Raw genomic sequence first — 18,764 nt, 5'->3', positions numbered from 1 at the left:
GTGAAGAAAGGTGCAGACACTATGGATAACATTAAAAAAATCAAGAACATTTATCCTCTGAGTCACATGCAGGAGGGGATGCTGTTTCATTCCTTCCTCCGTAAAGAGGAGGGGGCGTATGTTGAGCAGTCGCTCTTCACCATTAAAGGAAGCCTCAGCTATGACTGGTTCCAGCGCAGCATTCAAGCCATTATCGACCGCCATGATATTTTCAGAACCGTGTTTTTGCCGCACGTCCCGCATTTGTCGGGACCTCGGCAAGTCGTGATGACAGAACGTGAATTCCATTTGTACAGCGAAGACATTTCTCATCTGCCAACAAACGACCAGAATGAGTATATTGAACGCTTTAAGGAGAAGGACAAGCAAAAAGGCTTTGATCTGCAAAAAGACATGCTGATGCGGATTTCTCTATTCAAAACAGCTGAAGAGGAGCATGTCTGTATCTGGAGTCACCATCATATTTTAATGGACGGATGGTGCCTAGGTATTGTTATGCAGGAATTTATGCAAATTTATCAATCGATTCATGCAGGAAAACCGCTTTCATTAGACCCTGTCCGTCCGTACAGCACCTATATTTCCTGGCTGACAAACCGAGACAAAGAAAAAGCAGCGGCCTACTGGGATACCTATTTAAAAAACTACAGCACTCCATCACCTCTGCCTCGTGTGTCTGATAAAGAAACAAAAGAAGGTTATCACCGTGAAGATTTGATATTTTCATTAAATAAACCACTGACAGACAAGCTGAAAGAGACTGCCAAACAACACGGCGTCACGCTCGCTACCCTTATTCAGGCGGTCTGGGGTGTGATGCTGCAGCAATATAACCGCACTAACGACGTTGTGTTTGGCGCAGTTGTATCAGGAAGACCGTCAGAAATCCCGGGCGTGGAGCAAATGATAGGGTTGTTTATCAATACCATACCGATTCGAATTAAAACACATCAAGACGAAACGTTTCAAGAACTGCTCATACGATGCCAGAAAGAAATGCTGGAAGCTGAGCCGTTTACCTGCCAGCCTTTATTTGATATTCAGGCAAACACCGCATTAAAACAGGAACTGATTGATCACATTATCGTCTTTGAAAACTATCCGTTACAGCAGAAAATCGCCGATTCCGCTGATCAAACCGATTCACCGCTGCAAATCGATCAAGTTCAAGTATCCGAGCAATCAGGATATAACTTTAATCTTGTCGTTGCTCCCGGCGAAGAGCTTGTCGTCAAGTTCAGCTATAATGCGTTCGTTTACGATGCTGCCTGGATCAGCTGTATCAAGAGGCAATTTACGCAAGCGCTTAGCACAGCGGCACAGCACCCTCATATGCCAATTGCTGATTTTTCTTTTCTTGATGCAACAGAAAAAGTGCAGATTGTCACACAGTTCAACAATACAAAAACGGAGTATCCAAAGAATCATACAATTATCGATTTATTTCGCGAACAAGCAGAAAAGACGCCAGACCATACCGCACTTGTGTATGGCAATATGTCTATTTCGTATAAAGAGCTTGATAAACGCTCTAATGCGCTCGCCAGAGAGTTAATTCAAAAGGGATTTCGGCAAAACGAGACAGCCGGAATATTGGCTGCACATTCTCCCGAATTCATGATCAGTGTGCTTGCCGTTTTAAAAGCAGGGGGAGCATACCTCCCGCTTGATGCGGAGCTTCCTCCTGAACGAGTCAGCTTTATGCTTGAGGAAACGCAAGCAAAAATGTTGATTGTTCAAAAGGGGCTGGAGCAAAATGCTGTGTTCTCAGGGACATGTATCATTTCAGATGCGCAGGCATTGACAGAAGAGAACGATATCCCAATCAATATCACCTCCAGCCCGGACGATCTTGCATACATCATGTATACCTCAGGATCAACAGGCCGGCCGAAAGGGGTCATGATCACGAATCGCAATGTCGTGTCCCTTGTCAGAAACAGCAATTACACGTCTGCGTCCGGTGATGACCGGTTTATTCTTACTGGATCTATCAGCTTTGACGCCGTCACCTTTGAAATGTTCGGGTCACTTTTAAATGGCGCAAGCCTTCATATCATTGATAAATCGACAATGCTGACACCTGATCGGTTTGGAGCGTATTTGTTTGAAAATGACATCACAGTGCTATTTTTAACTACAGCTCTTTTTAATCAGCTGGCACAGGTACGAGCTGACATGTTTCGCGGACTCCATACGTTATATGTCGGAGGAGAAGCACTCTCTCCTGCCCTGATGAATGCCGTCAGACACGCCTGTCCAGATCTCGCGCTTCATAATATTTACGGGCCTACGGAAAACACGACTTTTTCAACCTTTTTTGAAATGAAGAGAGACTATGCGGGGCCGATTCCGATTGGAAAACCAATCAGCAATAGCACCGCTTACATCTTAGGTACAAAAGGACGTCTTTTGCCAATAGGCGTTCCCGGCGAGCTTTGTGTTGGCGGTGATGGGGTCGCTAAAGGCTATTTGAACAGAGATGACCTGACAAATGCTGTTTTTTCTCCTCATCCTTTCTTGTCTGGAGAAAGAATATACCGTACCGGTGATTTGGCACGCTGGCTGCCTGATGGAAACTTAGAATACATCAGCAGAATTGACAGGCAAATGAAAATCCGCGGAAAACGAATTGAGCCTGCCGAAATAGAAGCGCGCCTGTTAGAAATGGAAGGCGTGCAGGAAGCAGCAGTGACATTGAGAGAAAAAGATGGAGAGGCGCAGCTGTACACTCATTACGTCGGTGATCACAAAAAAACAGATACGGATTTTCGCGCCGATTTGGCGCGTGTGCTTCCAGACTATATGATCCCGCAGCACTGGGTGCGTGTGGAGCGGATGCCGCTTACCGGAAACGGAAAAATAGACCGCAGCGCGCTGCCTATTCCAGAAAATAAGCCTGCCAAACGACAGAACATCATATTGCCAAGAAACTTGGTTGAAGAAGAATTGGCGAACATTTGGAAGCAAGTCCTCGGTGTTAACACAATCAGTATTGATGATGACTTCTTTGCTATTGGCGGACATTCACTAAAAGCACTGCAAGTCATACATACACTAAAACATCAGCAGAACATTGACATACCGATTGATTTCTTGTTCGAACATCCGACAATCGCTCAGCTTGCCGAAAAACTTTATTCTAAACAGCTGACAGTGGCAGATGAACAGCATGTGATCAAACTGAACCAGCACGGCGCGCAAAATCTTTTCTGCTTCCCGCCGATATCAGGATTTGGCATTTATTTTAAAGACCTTGCTTTATTACTGAATGAGAAGGCAGCCGTATACGGGTTTCACTTTATTGAACAAAACACCCGCATTGAACAATATGTTAATTGCATGACGGACATACAGCCTGAGGGCCCATACGTTTTATTAGGCTACTCTGCAGGCGGAAACCTGGCTTTTGAAGTGGCACAGGCTATGGAGCGCAAAGGATTGGAAGTCAGCGACTTCATTATCGTGGACGCTTATCTAAAGGAACAGTCTTTGCCTATCGATACCGGTAATGACGAATCTGCAGCATATCTGCCTGAAGCAGTCAGAGAAAAGGTGATGAAGAAAAAAAGAAACTATCAGGCATATTGGGCACAATTGCTGAATGAAGGGCACATCAAAGCAAGCATTCATTTCATCGAAGCTGGAATCCACCCCGAAACCAGCGAGAATACAGGCTTAACGAAATGGGAAGGCGCCTGTGGAAACTACAGCGAGTACACGGGTTTTGGCGCTCATAAAGACATGCTGGAAGGAACATATGCTGAAAAGAATGCTGACATCATCCTTGACATTTTAGAAAAGATCACTTCAAATAAAGCAATCCCGCACAAACAATAGAACAGATTCGCGGACAGAGGCATTCTCTGTCCGCTTCTTTTTGTATCAAAGAATGGATCGATGACACTAGGGAATGATAACATCATCCTTTTTCTTGGAGGCTTGTCATGGATCATCTATCTTTTCTTACGTTTATCATGCTGATTCTAGCCAGTTACAGGCTGACACATTTGATTGTATTCGACAAAATCACAGAATTTATCCGAAAACCTTTTATGAAAAAGAAAAGGATTGTTGATCAAAACGGGCATGTAGATGAAAAAAGCGTGCCGGCTTCTAACTTTGGATACATGCTCAATTGCTACTGGTGTGCCGGTGTTTGGTGTGCCATCTTGATCGGACTTGGCTATCTTTTTTTGCCTCGTATTGCAATACCGCTGATCTTTATTTTAGCTATTGCCGGAGCACAAGCGATCCTTGAAACGGCTGTCGGTGTCGGCGTAAAACTTATTGACGTGTTAAAAAGTCTGCAAACCATGATTAATGATAAAAAGTCCTAAAAGCGGTTCACAACATGCTTTAGGACTTTTTTCGTTTATTTAGTGAGATAGACATTCTGTTAATCACCCTTTTATAGCCCGGGAATACCGTAATAGCGAATAGTGAAAGTGATGTAATGGGGGAGAAGAAACAGAATGAAGGTTTGCCAAAAGTCGATTGTCCGTTTCCTTGTCAGCTTGATCATCGGAACGTTTGTCATTTCCGTTCCGTTTATGGCCAATGCGCAGTCTGACAGGGAGCTGAGAGCCGTATGGATTGCTTCCGTATTAAATATTGATTGGCCGTCCAAAAAAGGGTTATCTGTGAAAGAGCAAAAACAGGAGTATATCAAACTGCTGAACGATGTGCAAAAAATGGGAATGAATGCCGTTATCGTTCAGATTAAACCGACGGCTGATGCCTTTTATCCGTCAGCCTACGGGCCTTGGTCGGAATACTTAACCGGTGTCCAAGGGAAGGACCCGGGCTATGATCCTCTTGCATTTATGATTGAAGAAACCCATAAACGAAATTTGGAATTTCACGCGTGGTTTAATCCTTACCGTATTACAATGAATCATACAGATCTTAATAAATTGTCTGAGGATCACCCGGCAAGAAAACATCCAGATTGGGTTGCCGCCTATGGAAACCAGCTGTATTATCATCCAGGCATTCCAGAAACGAGAGATTTTATCGTCAAAGGCATTGAAGAAGTCGTAAAACATTATGATATCGATGCTGTTCATATGGATGATTATTTTTACCCTTATAAAATAGCAGGACAGGAATTTCCTGATCAAGCACAGTACGATCAATACGGAAAAGACGCTTTTTCTAATATCGATGACTGGCGGCGGGACAATGTGAACCAGCTTGTCAAACAAATCAACCAAACAATTAAAGCTGCAAAACCGTATGTCAAATTCGGCATCAGTCCCTTTGGAGTATGGAGAAACGCCGAAGATGACCCGACCGGATCGAATACAAAAGCAGGCGTCAGAAATTATGACGATCTATATGCAGACACAAGACATTGGATCCAAGAAGGCGACATCGATTATATTGCTCCGCAAATTTATTGGAGTATCGGCTTTAACGCAGCGGCTTACGACGTGCTGGCTGATTGGTGGAGCAATGAAGTCAAAAATAGGCCTGTTCACTTATATATTGGCCAGGCAGCATATAAAATCAATAACAATTTTGATCCGCCTTGGTCTGACCCTGAGGAATATGTGCGGCAAATCACTTTGAACCGCCAGCTTGAACTGGTGAAAGGAAGCATGCATTTCAGCCTCAAGGACCTCAACAAAAATCCGCTTGGCATCAAAGACAGGCTCAGCACCGATCTTTACAGCAAGCCGGCACTGGTTCCGCAAATGCCTTGGCTTGACAATACCGCCCCAAAAAAACCGAAGCTTACGAAAGTCACCGAAGACAAAAACGGCAATCTTCTGCAGATTAAAGATCACCCATCAAATCAAAAAACGAAAGAAACAGCCTATTATGCGATATACAGAGCCGAAGGGAAAAAGCAGAAAACATTGCTGGCAACACAAAGAAAAACACATGAGCAGCAAACCTTCTTAGATAACACGGCAGATCCTAACAAGAAATATACGTATTATGTCACTTCAGCAGACCGGCTTCATAACGAAAGCAAGGCTTCCAAACGAACAACAAAATAAGAAATGAGAAGGACGGCTTTCTAAGTCGTCTTTTTTTAAAAAGTGATTTTGGAGACAGGAAACGATGGTAAACCGCTGAATTTTTTAAAAAACAAAGGTGAGATTCACATGAATATGGAGGCGGTGTTTGGACATTTTCCATTATTGGAATCTGAGAAACTAGTACTAAATAAAATCGAAGAGAAACACGTACAGGACGTGTTTTCGATATATGATAATCGCAAAGTATTCGATTACTGCGGGATCATCCCAAAACATAACATAAAGATAGTACATAAAATGATTGGCGCCATCGGGCAATATTGGTCTGGCAAAGGCGTTGTCGATTTAGGAATCTACGGCATTCTTGACCATTCCATATTATTGTAATTGCAAGAGTTAGTTATTGAACTAACTAATTTAGAAGCTGACCGTTACAGGATTTCAAAATGAACGGATCAAAGAGCAGCTAAGTCATCTGTTACAATCCGAAAATCAATATCTGACAGAAGAACTCACTCAATTGTGGGGCAACATCTCCAATTGGCGGTATTTCCTTAACAACATGGGGGATCATGCTGAATGCTTTAATTGACGGGCTTGCCATCCAGTCTCTCGTCTCTGATGATTTTTCAACGGAAGATGTTTATCAGGAGCTTGAATGGTTGCTGGTGAAGCTGACTGAAAACATGATGTAACACGAAAGGAGATCGAACATGTTTACTCAATTAAGACTTGTCCTTACGTTTTCATTTCTAGTCTGGTTAGTTGCCACATTATTTTTTGTGCTGTTTGGAGATGCTGTGTTGACTGATCCGGCTGAAGAAGCCTTTTTGCCGAACTTTCTTCTCTTGGGAGCGGGCACCGCTCTTGTTTTATGCCTTGTGTTCTTTCTCTATCAAAAACTCGATCAATCACAGTTCGCGGTGATCAAGCTAGGTATATGGGGATCAGCGGTCGGTTTATTGATGGATACGATTTCCCTTTGGAATCATCCCCTCATCCTCCCGGCTTTATCAAAGGGCCAAGTTATTGTGTTTGCGATATGGATGGTATGCGCCTACGGATTCAGTTTTAATTTTCAGACTTTTCTTGTCAGGGAATGATTATAGAACTCGCCTAATAGGATGTTACAAAGATGTGAAGGAGGAAACGATGTGAATTTTGAGCTGACAAAAGAACAACAAATGGTGCGTGAAATGGTAAAAGATTTTGCGAAAAAAGAAATTGCTCCTCACGCTGAACATGTAGATCAAACAGGCGAGTTCCCGATGCAAACATTTGAAAAAATGGGTGAACTCGGTCTGATGGGTATTCCATTTCCAGAAGAATACGGCGGATCTGGCGGTGATACGATTTCATATGCCTTAGCGGTTGAAGAAGTCGGCAAGGCCTGCGGCAGTACTGGATTAAGCTATGCTGCAGCGGTCTCGCTAGGCGCAAGCCCTCTTTACTACTTCGGAACAGAAGAACAAAAACGGATGCATTTGACGCCGCTGGCTTCAGGCACAGCACTCGGATCATTCGGCCTGACGGAACCAAATGCCGGCTCAGATGCAGGAGGCACTCAAACAAAAGCGATTTCAAATGGTGACGAGTATGTAATCAACGGCGAAAAGTGCTGGATCACTAATGCAAGCTACGCACGCACAGTTATTGTAACCGCCGTAACAGGCAAAAACAAAGACGGAAAAAACATCATCTCCGCATTAATCGTGCCAACTGACACACCAGGACTTACGATTACGAGCCCGTACGATAAAATGGGCGTCCGCGGTTCGAATACAGCGGAAATTTTGCTTGAGGATGTAAGAGTGCCTGCGGCCAACTTACTTGGCGATCCAACAAAAGGGTTTAAACAGTTTCTATATACGCTGGACGGAGGGCGAATCTCCATCGCTGCTCTTGCAGTCGGCATTGCCCAAGCGGCCCTTGACGCATCATTGGCATATGCGAAAGAACGAAAGCAGTTTGGACAGCCGATTTCTTCCTTTCAAGCGATTCAATTTAAGCTTGCTGACATGGCGATGGAAATTGATCTGGCACGGCAAATGGTGTTAAAAGCCGCCTGGCTGAAAGACCATAACCACCCGTTCACCAAAGAAGCGGCGTACGCCAAGCTATTCGCATCTGAAATGGCGACAAGAGCTTGCAATCAAGCCATTCAAATCCATGGAGGTTCAGGTTATATGAAAGAGTATGGGGTGGAACGGATGCTGCGGGACGCAAAATTAATGGAAATCGGTGAAGGCACATCTGAAATTCAGCGTCTCGTGATCGCCAGACAGCTTTTAAAATAAAAAATGTAAACGCTTTCCGATCATTAAGAAAGGAGGAGCAATGAATGGCTGAACTCATCCATTCCACAATCGGCAGGCTGCTGGAACAAACAGCTGATACGTATCCCGATCGAGACGCTGTTGTGTATCCAGACCGAAATATCCGCTATACGTACGCCGAATTTGACAGTCTGTGCCGTCAAACCGCTAAAGGGCTCATGCGAATGGGGATTGGAAAAGGAGACCACGTCGCCATATGGGCTTCTAATATCCCTGAATGGCTTGCCGTCCAGTTCGCAACTGCGAAGATCGGAGCCGTGCTCGTGACCGTCAATACCAATTATCAAGCACACGAGCTGGACTACTTGTTAAAGCAATCGGATGCCTCCGCGCTTATTATCATGGATTCATACAGGGGCACTTCTTATCCAGACATCGTGAGCAGTTTAATTCCAGAACTGCAAGAAGCAAAGCCCGGCCAACTGAAATCAGAACGCTATCCCTTTTTAAAAACGCTGATCTATATTGGCAATAAACGGTTGCCTGGCATGTATCATTGGGACGATACAGAGATATTGGCGAAAACAGTGACAGATGCTGAGCTTGAAGAGAGAATGAACAGCCTGGATAAAGACGATGTGATTAATATGCAATACACATCAGGAACGACAGGGTTTCCAAAAGGCGTGATGCTGACCCATTTTAATGTCATCAATAACGCTGCCAATATCGCTGAATGTATGGTTTTAACTTCTCAAGACCGCATGTGCATCCCGGTTCCGTTTTTTCACTGCTTTGGATGCGTGCTTGGGGTTTTGGCATGTGTATCCGTCGGGGCAGCCATGATACCCGTGCAAGAATTTGATCCTGTTACCGTCCTTAAAACGGTAGAAAAAGAGAAATGCACAGCCCTCCATGGTGTGCCTACCATGTTTATCGCCGAGCTGCATCATCCGGATTTTGATGCATATGATCTATCGACGCTCCGAACAGGAATCATGGCCGGCTCTCCTTGTCCAAGTGAAGTGATGAAAGCTGTGATTGAAAGGGTGGGCATGAAAGACATTACGATCGCCTATGGACAAACCGAAGCCTCGCCAGTCATTACACAAACGAGAGCAAATGATTCCTTCATAAGAAGAGTCGAAACAACCGGCCGCGCCCTGCCACATACTGAAGTGAAAATTGTAGAACCCGGGACATGTCAAGAAGTTCAAAGAGGCGCGCAGGGAGAACTGTGCACCCGCGGCTATCACGTCATGAAAGGCTATTATAAAGACAAAGAAGCGACCAGAAAAGCAATCAATCATGACGGATGGCTGTTTACCGGAGATCTTGCTGTCATGGATGAAGACGGGTACTGCCGCATCACTGGAAGATTAAAAGATATGCTCATCAGAGGCGGCGAGAACATTTATCCGCGGGAAATTGAAGAATTTTTATACCGGCATCCCGCTGTTTTAGATGTACAGGTCGTTGGTGTGCCTGACGCCAAATTCGGGGAGGAAGCTGCAGCCTGGATTAAACTGAAAGACGGTAAAAGCGTTTCACCTGATGAGCTTAAAGCCTATTGCAAAGGGAAAATCGCCCGCCACAAAATTCCGCGTTATGTTATTTTTACGGATGACTATCCGATGACGGCCTCAGGCAAAATTCAAAAATATAAACTGCGAGAAAAAACGATTGAAATGTTCAACCTATCATCAAGTCAATGAGGTGAAATCATGTTTACAAAAGTACTGATCGCCAACCGCGGAGAAATTGCAATGAGAATTATCCGAACATGCAGCCGTCTCGGCATTAAAACGGTCGCGGTTTATTCAGAAGCAGACAAGGACGCGCCCCATACAAAAGCTGCTACAGAAGCTTATTTGATCGGGGAATCGAGAGTCAGTGAAAGTTATTTAAATATAGAGAGAATCATAAAGACGGCGAAAAAAGCAAATGCCGACGCGATCCACCCTGGATATGGATTGTTATCAGAAAACAGCCGATTCGCTGAACGCTGCAAGCAAGAAAACATCGTGTTTATCGGACCTTCCCCTGATATCATCGCAAAGATGGGCAGCAAAATTGAAGCACGAAAAGCAATGGAGACTGCAGGTGTCCCTGTGGTGCCGGGCGTTTCTAAATCCCTCGGAGATATAGAGGCAGCCTTCCGCACCGCAAGTCAAATCGGCTATCCTGTCATGCTGAAAGCTTCAGCGGGCGGAGGCGGCATCGGAATGCAGCGTGTTGAAAATGAAGAAGCATTAAAAAAAGCGTACGAGGGAAACAAAAAGCGCGCAGCAGATTTTTTCGGTGACGGGTCGATGTATATAGAAAAAGTTATTGAACATGCGCGTCACATCGAGGTTCAGCTTTTGGCCGATCAACACGGCCATACAGTACATCTGTTTGAACGTGATTGCTCTGTTCAGAGGCGCCACCAAAAAGTCATTGAAGAAGCACCGTCTCCATTTGTAGACGATGAACTAAGAATGAAGATCGGGCAAACAGCGGTAAAAGCAGCGAAGGCAATCGGCTATACGAACGCAGGCACCATCGAATTTATAGTTGACCAGAAGCAAAATTTTTATTTCCTCGAAATGAATACGAGACTGCAAGTTGAACACCCCGTGACTGAAGAAATAACAGGCCTGGACTTAGTGGAGCAGCAGCTGCGGATTGCTGCGGGCCATACACTCACATTCTCCCAAAAAGACATCCAACGGAACGGGCATGCGATAGAGGTTCGAATATACGCGGAAGATCCCAAGACCTTCTTCCCGTCACCAGGTACGATCACTGCGTTTTCACTTCCTGACCAAAAAGGAGTCAGACACGAATGTGCGGTAGCAAAAGACAGCACCGTTACCCCTTTTTATGACCCGATGATTGCTAAGATGATTGTCAAAGGCCAAAACAGAACAGAAGCAATTGAAAAACTAGAGACAGCGCTCCGCGACTATCGTGTAGAGGGAATCAAAACAAATCTTCCGCTTCTCATACAGGCTGCGGCAACAAAGGCATTTAAAGAAGGGGATGTCACGACTGACTTTTTGAAACAACACCTATAAAGGAGGCAGTTGTCATGACGGTTAGCATACAAATGGCAGGAAACCTGTGGAAAGTCCACGTCAAAGCCGGCGACCAAATCGAAAAGGGCCAGGAGGTAGCCATTTTGGAATCGATGAAAATGGAAATCCCGATCATTGCAGATAGAAGCGGAATCGTAAAAGAAGTCAAAAAAAATGAAGGCGACTTTGTAAATGAAGGAGACGTACTGCTCGAACTGAGCGATTCCACTCAATAATTTGGAGGAAGACCATGTCATATCCTAAAAAAGTGACAATCAAAGAAGTCGGCCCGCGTGACGGCTTACAAAACGAGCCCGTATGGATCGCAACAGAGGATAAAATAACCTGGATCAACCAGCTTTCCCGGACAGGGCTGTCGTATATTGAAATCACATCCTTCGTTCACCCGAAATGGATTCCGGCGCTTCGAGATGCTATCGACGTAGCAAAAGGCATCAACCGTGAAAAAGGGGTAACGTACGCGGCACTTGTCCCGAATCAAAGAGGACTGGAGAATGCGCTTGAAGGAGGCATTAACGAGGCTTGCGTTTTTATGTCCGCCAGCGAGACGCACAACAGAAAAAACATCAATAAATCCACTTCTGAATCCCTTCATATACTCAAACAGGTAAACAACGACGCACAAAAAGCAAACCTCACAACAAGAGCCTACCTCTCGACTGTTTTCGGCTGTCCGTACGAAAAAGATGTCCCCATTGAACAAGTCATTCGCCTTTCAGAAGCTCTATTTGAATTTGGAATTTCTGAACTGTCGCTTGGAGATACGATTGGAGCGGCTAATCCCGCCCAAGTGGAAACTGTACTTGAAGCTCTTTTGGCACGATTCCCGGCTAATCAAATTGCCCTGCATTTTCATGATACGAGAGGAACAGCTCTGGCCAACATGGTCACAGCACTCCAAATGGGCATCACGGTGTTCGACGGCTCGGCAGGCGGGCTTGGGGGATGCCCATATGCGCCAGGTTCATCAGGAAACGCCGCAACTGAGGATATCGTGTACATGCTTGAACAGATGGATATCAAAACAAATGTAAAGCTCGAAAAACTGCTATCTGCGGCCAAATGGATTGAAGAAAAAATGGGCAAACCGCTGCCGAGCAGAAATTTACAGGTTTTTAAATCATCTTGATAAAAGGGAGGACGCATACAATGGGAGACTCTATTCTTTTTACTGTTAAAAATGAACATATTGCGTTGATCACCTTAAACAGGCCTCAGGCAGCAAATGCTCTTTCAGCGGAAATGCTTAGAAACCTGCAAATGATTCTTCAGGAAATTGAATTCAACTCAAACATCCGCTGCGTCATCCTCACAGGCACCGGTGAAAAAGCGTTTTGTGCAGGGGCAGACCTGAAGGAACGGATAAAACTGAAAGAAGATCAGGTTCTGGAAAGTGTATCTCTCATTCAAAGAACGGCGGCTTTACTTGATGCCTTGCCGCAGCCGGTCATAGCTGCGATAAATGGAAGCGCATTAGGCGGCGGACTAGAATTGACATTGGCATGCGACCTTCGAATCGCAGCTGAATCAGCTGTGCTGGGACTTCCGGAAACAGGATTAGCTATTATCCCGGGCGCTGGAGGGACCCAAAGGCTGCCCCGGCTGATTGGCAGAGGAAAAGCAAAAGAATTAATTTATACAGGCAGACGCGTGACCGCACACGAAGCAAAAGAAATAGGCCTTGTAGAGCATGTCACGGCTCCTTGTGACCTTATGCCAAAAGCAGAGGAACTGGCCGCAGCCATTTCTGCCAACGGGCCGGTCGCTGTCCGTCAGGCTAAATTTGCAATCAATAAAGGATTGGAGACAGATCTCGCTACAGGCCTTGTGATTGAACACAAAGCGTATGAACAAACCATCCCGACAAAAGACAGGAGAGAAGGGCTTCAGGCCTTTCAAGAAAAAAGACGGGCCGTATACAAGGGAATATAAAAGGGAGGCAATGCTCATGGATTATGAAAAGGAACGAACAGAACGGGCTGAACGGATTCGAAAAGGCGGAGCGGAAAAGTATCATCAAAGCAATCGGGAAAAAGGCAAGCTCTTTGTCAGAGAGCGGCTTTCCCTTCTCTTTGACGATGACATTGAGCTAGAAGACGCTTTTTTTGCGGAATGTATGTCAGACGGGCTTCCCGCTGATGGAGTTGTAACCGCTATCGGCAAAATCGGCGGCCAAACCGTTTGCATCATGGCGAATGATTCAACAGTGAAAGCGGGGTCATGGGGAGCAAAAACAGTTGAAAAAATCATCAGAATTCAAGAAACCGCCGAAAAATTAAACTGTCCGCTCATTTATTTAGTCGATTCGGCAGGCGCCCGAATTACCGACCAAATCAATGTCTTTCCAGGGAGACGCGGTGCAGGAAGAATTTTTTACAATCAAGTCAAATTATCAGGACGCATTCCGCAAATCTGTCTGCTTTTCGGACCATCTGCAGCAGGTGGCGCTTATATTCCGGCCTTCTGTGATATCGTCGTTATGGTAGACGGTAACGCCTCCATGTATTTAGGCTCGCCAAGGATGGCGGAAATGGTTATTGGCGAAAAAGTGTCTCTCGAAGAAATGGGTGGCGCCCGTATGCATTGCTCAATCTCCGGCTGCGGAGATATTCTTGCAGAAACTGAAGAAGAAGCCATACAGCTGGCGCGGGCTTATTTGTCTTACTTTCCGGCAAATTTTCAAGAAAAAGCGCCCATTCATGAGAAACGCCCGCCAAAACACTTCGACACTCCGCTTGCCGACGTCATTCCGCAAAATCAAAACGCACCTTTTGATATGCATGAGCTGATTGAGCGGGTCATAGATGAAGACTCATTTTTTGAGATCAAAGCCTTATTTGCACCGGAATTATTGACGGGCCTCGCACGAATCCACGGACAGCCTGTCGGCATTGTTGCAAACCAGCCGAAGGTAAAAGGAGGCGTCTTATTCCACGATTCAGCAGACAAAGCGGCTAAGTTTATTACCTTATGTGACGCTTTTCATATCCCATTGCTGTTCTTAGCCGATATCCCCGGTTTTATGATTGGCACAAAAGTAGAACAGGCTGGGATTATCAGACACGGAGCGAAAATGATTTCTGCGATGTCGGAGGCAACTGTTCCAAAACTCTCTGTCATTGTCCGAAAAGCTTACGGGGCGGGGTTGTATGCAATGGCAGGGCCGGCATTTGAACCGGATTGCTGTCTAGCGCTCCCGACCGCCCAAATCGCCGTCATGGGCCCTGAGGCCGCTGTAAACGCTGTCTACGCTAAAAAAATCGCCCAGCTGCCAGAAGAAGAGAGAGCCGCATTTATCAGCAGCAAACGGGAGGAATACAAAGAGGACATCAATATCTACCGTCTGGCTTCAGAAATGATCATTGATGCTGTTATCCCAGCCAATTCGCTGCGTGATGAGCTGGCCAAACGGCTCAAGGCATACATGACAAAAGAAATGACATTTACCAATCGAAAACATCCGGTTTATCCGGTGTAAAAGCAAGAACTTAGGAGCGCAAAAATAGCGCTCCTTTATATATTTACAATAACAACATTATGTCAACTAATTACCTTTGCATAAAACGCTTGGTTTTTTAGAATAGTAAATAAAGGCTGCCGCACCTCTAGCGGCAATTGTCAGTTTATCATAAAAAGGGGCCTACATTATGTATCATTTATATTCACATAACGACTTGGACGGAGTAGGGTGCGGAATCGTAGCAAAATTGGCATTCGGAAAAGACGTAGAGGTCCGGTATAACTCTGTCAACGGCTTAAACGCACAGGTGCAGTACTTTTTAGAAAAAGCGAAGGAGAGCAACAGACAGGACACGTTATTCATCACCGATCTCGCCGTCAATGAAGAAAACGAAGAGAGATTGAATGAGTACGTTCATACAGGGGGCAAAGTGAAGCTCATAGACCATCATAAAACAGCCCTTCATTTGAATGAGCATGAATGGGGATTTGTCCAGGTGGAATACGATGATGGAAGGCTCACATCCGCGACATCGCTGTTATATGGCTATCTCGTTGAAAATGGCTTCATGAAACCGACAAATGCCTTAGATCAATTCACAGAGCTCGTCCGCCAATACGATACATGGGAGTGGGAGCGGTACGATCAAAAACAGGCGAAGCGGCTTAATGATCTTTTCTTTTTGCTGTCAATCGATGAATTTGAAGCAAAAATGATCCAGCGCCTTTCCACGCATGACGAATTTTTCTTCGATGATTTTGAAGAAAAACTGCTTGATTTAGAAGACGAAAAAATCGAGCGCTACCTCCGCAGAAAGAAAAGGGAAATGGTACAAACCTTTGTTCATGAGCACTGTGTAGGCATCGTTCACGCTGAATCGTACCATTCAGAGCTGGGGAACAGGCTAGGGAAAGATAACCCGCACCTCGATTACATTGCGATTTTGAGCATGGGGTCAAAACGAGTCAGTCTCCGCACCATTCATGATTATATCGATGTGTCAGAAATCGCCGGCCGATATGGCGGCGGAGGGCATGCAAAAGCGTCCGGCTGTTCAATAACCGATGAAGTATACGAGTTGTTTGTAGCTGAAGCTTTCCGTATTGACCCTGTACGGCCGGATGCCTTCCGTAACATCTATAATCTAAAGGGATCTGCGAATGGATCATTATATGAAAATCGCGCACAAATGAGATTTTTTCTTTTCCCTTTAGACAACGAATGGAATATTCAAATTAACGGAGAAACCCAAGACGAAACATTCGCAGCGTTTGAAGAGGCAGAATGGTTTATTAAGAGAAATTATGCCGCATCGCTCGTGCGGGATGAAGTGTTTGTCGCATTTTTAGCGGAGAATCTGAAGCTGGCAAATCAACATCGCAAGTAAAAAAATATGCATAGGGGAGCGTCAGTCACCCTATGCATATCCCCTAGCTATCGTTTAAATATGGCTGTACGTTTCTTAATCACAAAATAAAGGGCTATCACGACAACAGCCAATATCATAATCGGTGTTGTATAAGTGCCCGCTATATTCTCAACATCATCCCACTGGCTTCCTAGCTGTATGCCTAAATAAACAAACAGAATAGACCATGGAATGATAGCAAGCACAGTCAGTACCACAAATTTGAGAAAAGGCATTCTGGCAATACCTGCCGGAATGGATATGGCATGTCTGACAACCGGTATAAAACGAGCCGAGAAGACAACTCCGGCGCCGTATTTCTGAAACCAGTTCTCCGACATGTCGATATGATGCTTTTTAATCAATAAATACTTCCCGTATTTGTCCAGAAATGGCCTGCCGCCATAGCGGCCGATCCAGTAAATAAAGATCTGGGCAATGGTGCCCCCGATAACACCCGCAATAATTGCGCCAATAAATCCAATCGTGCCTTCCGATACCATATAGCCGCCATAAGCTAATACAATCTCACTCGGAATGATTTCAATCATTAACCCAATCGCAATACCCGCATATCCCATGTTTGTCAGCCATATTAAAATTTCGCTTATCAAACTGCCCACATTCTTCACAACCTGTCCTAATCTTTTTCACTATTATATGACTGATTGACGAGCAAGATGGTTACAATTTTTTTACCGCAGCATTTCTTTCGATTCCCGTTTGATCACATCTTCTAAATAGGCCAAAAGCTGAGATCTCATTTCGGAACGCATTAAGCCGATTTCGGTGCTCGCTTTAAAACAGCCTAGCTTATCGCCAATGTCATATCGATTTCCTTCCAGCAGCCGGGCGTGGATCGGCTCCTTACGGCAAACCTCACGAAGCGCATCTGTCAGCTGAATTTCGTTGCCCGCGCCTCTGCCAATTGTCTTCAAAACGGAGAAGATCGAAGAATTCAGCACATAACGTCCCATTACTGCGATTTCCGAAGGTGCTTCTTCAGGAGAAGGCTTTTCCACTAAATCGTTCACTTCGTATACATGCCCTTGAGACCCTGATGTATTTATAATACCATATTTGCTGACATCCTCAGGGAGAACTGACTGTACACCGACAACCTCTGTGCCATAAACGGCATATACATCCATTAATTGCCGAAGAGCCGGTGTTTCAGACACCATAATATCATCACCTAAGAGAACGGCAAAAGGCTCATCTCCGATAAAATGCTCCGCACACAGCACCGCATGGCCTAATCCGAGCGGTTCTTTCTGGCGGATGTAATGTATGTTGGCCAAATCGGCAATCTGCTGCATTTCCTTAAGTGTCTCCGTCTTGCCTTTTTCCCGGAGATTGAATTCCAATTCCGCCGACCGATCAAAATGATCTTCAATCGAGCGTTTGTTTCTCCCTGTAATAATCAGTATATCTTCAATTCCTGACTCTGCGGCCTCTTCTACAATATATTGGATTGTCGGTTTGTCGACGATTGGGAGCATTTCTTTAGGCTGCGCCTTTGTTGCCGGCAGAAATCTCGTTCCTAAACCCGCTGCGGGAATAACCGCTTTTCTCACTTTTTTTCTCATGCATCCTCACTCCTGATCCTGTATGTTTTTCATTGAATCTCCAAATACCCAGATTCGGTTTCCGATAAAATTCATCATCATTCCGCCGATAGTGGCGGCGAGCTTGCTTACCAATAGCGAACAGCCGCAGTTTTGAAACAAATAAAGCAGCAAAAAGGTGATCCCTGACGCGGCAATATTAATCATGAGAAAACGCACGATCTCTTTCCCGTCAGCCTTACGTTTCACACAAAACGTCCAATTCCGGTTCCACACATAGCTGTTGACGATACCTGCAGTATAGGAGCAGATCTGCGCCGGCAGATAAGAGACATGACAAGCGGTAAGAAGAAAGAAGACACCAAAATCTATCAGCGTATTGCCGACGCCTACGGTGCAAAAACGGCCTAATGTCTTTATTTTTTCTTTCAGCGTAACGAACCTCCCTTCATAAAAGATGCGAGTGGCAGTCATATTTGTTGATATGGATTACTATAGCGGACAGTGTTGAATAAACAATTAATAAAATATGAACAAAACATGAAAAAGCGGGTATACCGCTCAATAGTTCTTATAGTCTTGAAAAAAAACAGCCGCATTGAACGGCTGTTTTTTTGTGTCTGAAAACATACAAATATAAACGGAGTGTTAGCCCCATCTTATCAATGAATAAATGTATCCAGTTCCTTTGTAGAATCGAAAAACTAACTCCTCCAAAAGTTTCTATACACAATTTTTTTAATGATGTAGGATGTTAGATAAAGGGATATATTGGATAAAGATGTAATCTCCGTTCAATGTGATTAGTGGGAGGCCATGAACAATCCTGTCTTTTTATTTTCTGGACAATGGTCGCTAGGAATGGGGAAATTTTTTTGAACAATTTTGAAGGAGTGGTGCGATCTCCTCGAAGAATGGAGACACATGAAGATGAGCTTTCAGAACAAGAACTGGGAACATTGCTAAACAGCTTCCGGCTACC

16 protein-coding genes and 2 pseudogenes are annotated in these 18,764 nt (G+C 44.8%); 15 read left to right on the top strand and 3 right to left on the bottom strand.

The features are described 5' to 3' along the window. From ppsE to nrnB, 15 genes and pseudogenes are all read left to right on the top strand, one after another. Positions 1-3,840 (top strand): plipastatin non-ribosomal peptide synthetase PpsE, encoded by a 3,840-nt coding sequence (ppsE, locus tag MHH79_RS09905; RefSeq protein WP_340035120.1) that lies wholly within the window; start codon positions 1-3, stop codon positions 3,838-3,840. A 107-nt stretch (positions 3,841-3,947) separates the two neighbouring features. Further along, complete coding sequence (locus MHH79_RS09900; RefSeq protein WP_014479963.1) at positions 3,948-4,340, top strand: DUF1360 domain-containing protein; 393 nt, start codon at positions 3,948-3,950, stop codon at positions 4,338-4,340. Between the two features lie 135 nt (positions 4,341-4,475). After that, positions 4,476-6,008 (top strand): glycoside hydrolase family 10 protein, encoded by a 1,533-nt coding sequence (locus MHH79_RS09895; protein WP_309529561.1) that lies wholly within the window; start codon positions 4,476-4,478, stop codon positions 6,006-6,008. Positions 6,009-6,116: 108 nt separating this feature from the next. Then, positions 6,117-6,221: pseudogene (locus MHH79_RS09890) on the top strand (alanine acetyltransferase); the annotation flags it as partial. A 341-nt stretch (positions 6,222-6,562) separates the two neighbouring features. Beyond that, complete coding sequence (locus MHH79_RS09885; protein ID WP_284675385.1) at positions 6,563-6,685, top strand: hypothetical protein; 123 nt, start codon at positions 6,563-6,565, stop codon at positions 6,683-6,685. A gap of 44 nt (positions 6,686-6,729) precedes the next feature. Continuing rightward, a pseudogene (locus MHH79_RS09880) lies at positions 6,730-6,801 on the top strand (hypothetical protein); the annotation flags it as partial. Beyond that, on the top strand, positions 6,791-7,093 hold the full coding sequence (locus MHH79_RS09875) for a DUF5367 family protein (protein ID WP_046340239.1): 303 nt from the start codon (positions 6,791-6,793) through the stop codon (positions 7,091-7,093). The pseudogene MHH79_RS09880 and the gene MHH79_RS09875, both read left to right, overlap by 11 nt. Positions 7,094-7,144: 51 nt before the next feature. Continuing rightward, complete coding sequence (locus MHH79_RS09870) at positions 7,145-8,287, top strand: acyl-CoA dehydrogenase (protein ID WP_015483292.1); 1,143 nt, start codon at positions 7,145-7,147, stop codon at positions 8,285-8,287. Between the two features lie 44 nt (positions 8,288-8,331). Then, positions 8,332-9,981 (top strand): AMP-binding protein, encoded by a 1,650-nt coding sequence (locus MHH79_RS09865; RefSeq protein WP_047182686.1) that lies wholly within the window; start codon positions 8,332-8,334, stop codon positions 9,979-9,981. A 9-nt stretch (positions 9,982-9,990) separates the two neighbouring features. Further along, positions 9,991-11,325, top strand: coding sequence for an acetyl-CoA carboxylase biotin carboxylase subunit (locus MHH79_RS09860; RefSeq protein ID WP_340035119.1), 1,335 nt, complete (start codon positions 9,991-9,993; stop codon positions 11,323-11,325). Positions 11,326-11,339: 14 nt separating this feature from the next. Continuing rightward, positions 11,340-11,561, top strand: coding sequence for an acetyl-CoA carboxylase biotin carboxyl carrier protein subunit (locus MHH79_RS09855; RefSeq protein WP_063335424.1), 222 nt, complete (start codon positions 11,340-11,342; stop codon positions 11,559-11,561). 14 nt (positions 11,562-11,575) lie between these two features. Next, positions 11,576-12,475, top strand: a complete 900-nt coding sequence (gene ldeG / locus MHH79_RS09850; RefSeq protein WP_015383785.1) for a hydroxymethylglutaryl-CoA lyase — start codon at positions 11,576-11,578, stop codon at positions 12,473-12,475. A gap of 20 nt (positions 12,476-12,495) precedes the next feature. Further along, positions 12,496-13,278 (top strand): enoyl-CoA hydratase, encoded by a 783-nt coding sequence (locus tag MHH79_RS09845; protein WP_340035118.1) that lies wholly within the window; start codon positions 12,496-12,498, stop codon positions 13,276-13,278. 10 nt (positions 13,279-13,288) lie between these two features. Beyond that, positions 13,289-14,824, top strand: coding sequence for an acyl-CoA carboxylase subunit beta (locus MHH79_RS09840; RefSeq protein WP_100506869.1), 1,536 nt, complete (start codon positions 13,289-13,291; stop codon positions 14,822-14,824). A gap of 169 nt (positions 14,825-14,993) precedes the next feature. Beyond that, a complete protein-coding gene (gene nrnB / locus MHH79_RS09835) occupies positions 14,994-16,193 on the top strand; it encodes an oligoribonuclease NrnB (protein WP_015383782.1) in 1,200 nt (399 codons plus the stop codon). A 47-nt stretch (positions 16,194-16,240) separates the two neighbouring features. On the opposite strand, the gene MHH79_RS09830 is transcribed toward nrnB, so the two are convergent. The 3 genes from MHH79_RS09830 to MHH79_RS09820 all read right to left on the bottom strand — a co-directional run bounded on the left by MHH79_RS09830 (position 16,241) and on the right by MHH79_RS09820 (position 18,256). Further along, positions 16,241-16,837: a DedA family protein gene (locus tag MHH79_RS09830; RefSeq protein ID WP_340035117.1), complete on the bottom strand. Its 597-nt coding sequence runs from the start codon at positions 16,835-16,837 to the stop codon at positions 16,241-16,243. A 72-nt stretch (positions 16,838-16,909) separates the two neighbouring features. After that, entirely contained in the window at positions 16,910-17,803 is an 894-nt protein-coding gene (galU, locus tag MHH79_RS09825; RefSeq protein WP_063335420.1) for a UTP--glucose-1-phosphate uridylyltransferase GalU, read from the bottom strand. Positions 17,804-17,809: 6 nt separating this feature from the next. After that, the gene (locus MHH79_RS09820; RefSeq protein WP_015383780.1) at positions 17,810-18,256 is read right to left on the bottom strand and encodes a GtrA family protein; all 447 of its coding nucleotides are present in this window, start codon (positions 18,254-18,256) and stop codon (positions 17,810-17,812) included. Between the last annotated feature and the right edge of the window lie 508 nt (positions 18,257-18,764).

This window comes from Bacillus sp. FSL K6-0993, from assembly GCF_037977205.1.
GTDB classification, from domain to species: domain Bacteria; phylum Bacillota; class Bacilli; order Bacillales; family Bacillaceae; genus Bacillus; species Bacillus subtilis.
This window is presented reverse-complemented; position numbering and strand designations above follow the sequence as displayed.

What these genes read in the sequence shown, in the direction of transcription:
- MHH79_RS09900 (WP_014479963.1), top strand. Translation starts at nt 3,948, where the DNA reads ATGGATCATCTATCTTTTCTTACGTTTATCATGCTGATTCTAGCCAGT.
- MHH79_RS09895 (WP_309529561.1), top strand. Translation starts at nt 4,476, where the DNA reads ATGAAGGTTTGCCAAAAGTCGATTGTCCGTTTCCTTGTCAGCTTGATC.
- MHH79_RS09885 (WP_284675385.1), top strand. Translation starts at nt 6,563, where the DNA reads ATGCTGAATGCTTTAATTGACGGGCTTGCCATCCAGTCTCTCGTCTCT.
- MHH79_RS09865 (WP_047182686.1), top strand. Translation starts at nt 8,332, where the DNA reads ATGGCTGAACTCATCCATTCCACAATCGGCAGGCTGCTGGAACAAACA.
- MHH79_RS09860 (WP_340035119.1), top strand. Translation starts at nt 9,991, where the DNA reads ATGTTTACAAAAGTACTGATCGCCAACCGCGGAGAAATTGCAATGAGA.
- MHH79_RS09855 (WP_063335424.1), top strand. Translation starts at nt 11,340, where the DNA reads ATGACGGTTAGCATACAAATGGCAGGAAACCTGTGGAAAGTCCACGTC.
- ldeG (WP_015383785.1), top strand. Translation starts at nt 11,576, where the DNA reads ATGTCATATCCTAAAAAAGTGACAATCAAAGAAGTCGGCCCGCGTGAC.
- MHH79_RS09845 (WP_340035118.1), top strand. Translation starts at nt 12,496, where the DNA reads ATGGGAGACTCTATTCTTTTTACTGTTAAAAATGAACATATTGCGTTG.
- MHH79_RS09840 (WP_100506869.1), top strand. Translation starts at nt 13,289, where the DNA reads ATGCTCATGGATTATGAAAAGGAACGAACAGAACGGGCTGAACGGATT.
- nrnB (WP_015383782.1), top strand. Translation starts at nt 14,994, where the DNA reads ATGTATCATTTATATTCACATAACGACTTGGACGGAGTAGGGTGCGGA.
- galU (WP_063335420.1), bottom strand. Translation starts at nt 17,803, where the DNA reads ATGAGAAAAAAAGTGAGAAAAGCGGTTATTCCCGCAGCGGGTTTAGGA.
- MHH79_RS09820 (WP_015383780.1), bottom strand. Translation starts at nt 18,256, where the DNA reads ATGACTGCCACTCGCATCTTTTATGAAGGGAGGTTCGTTACGCTGAAA.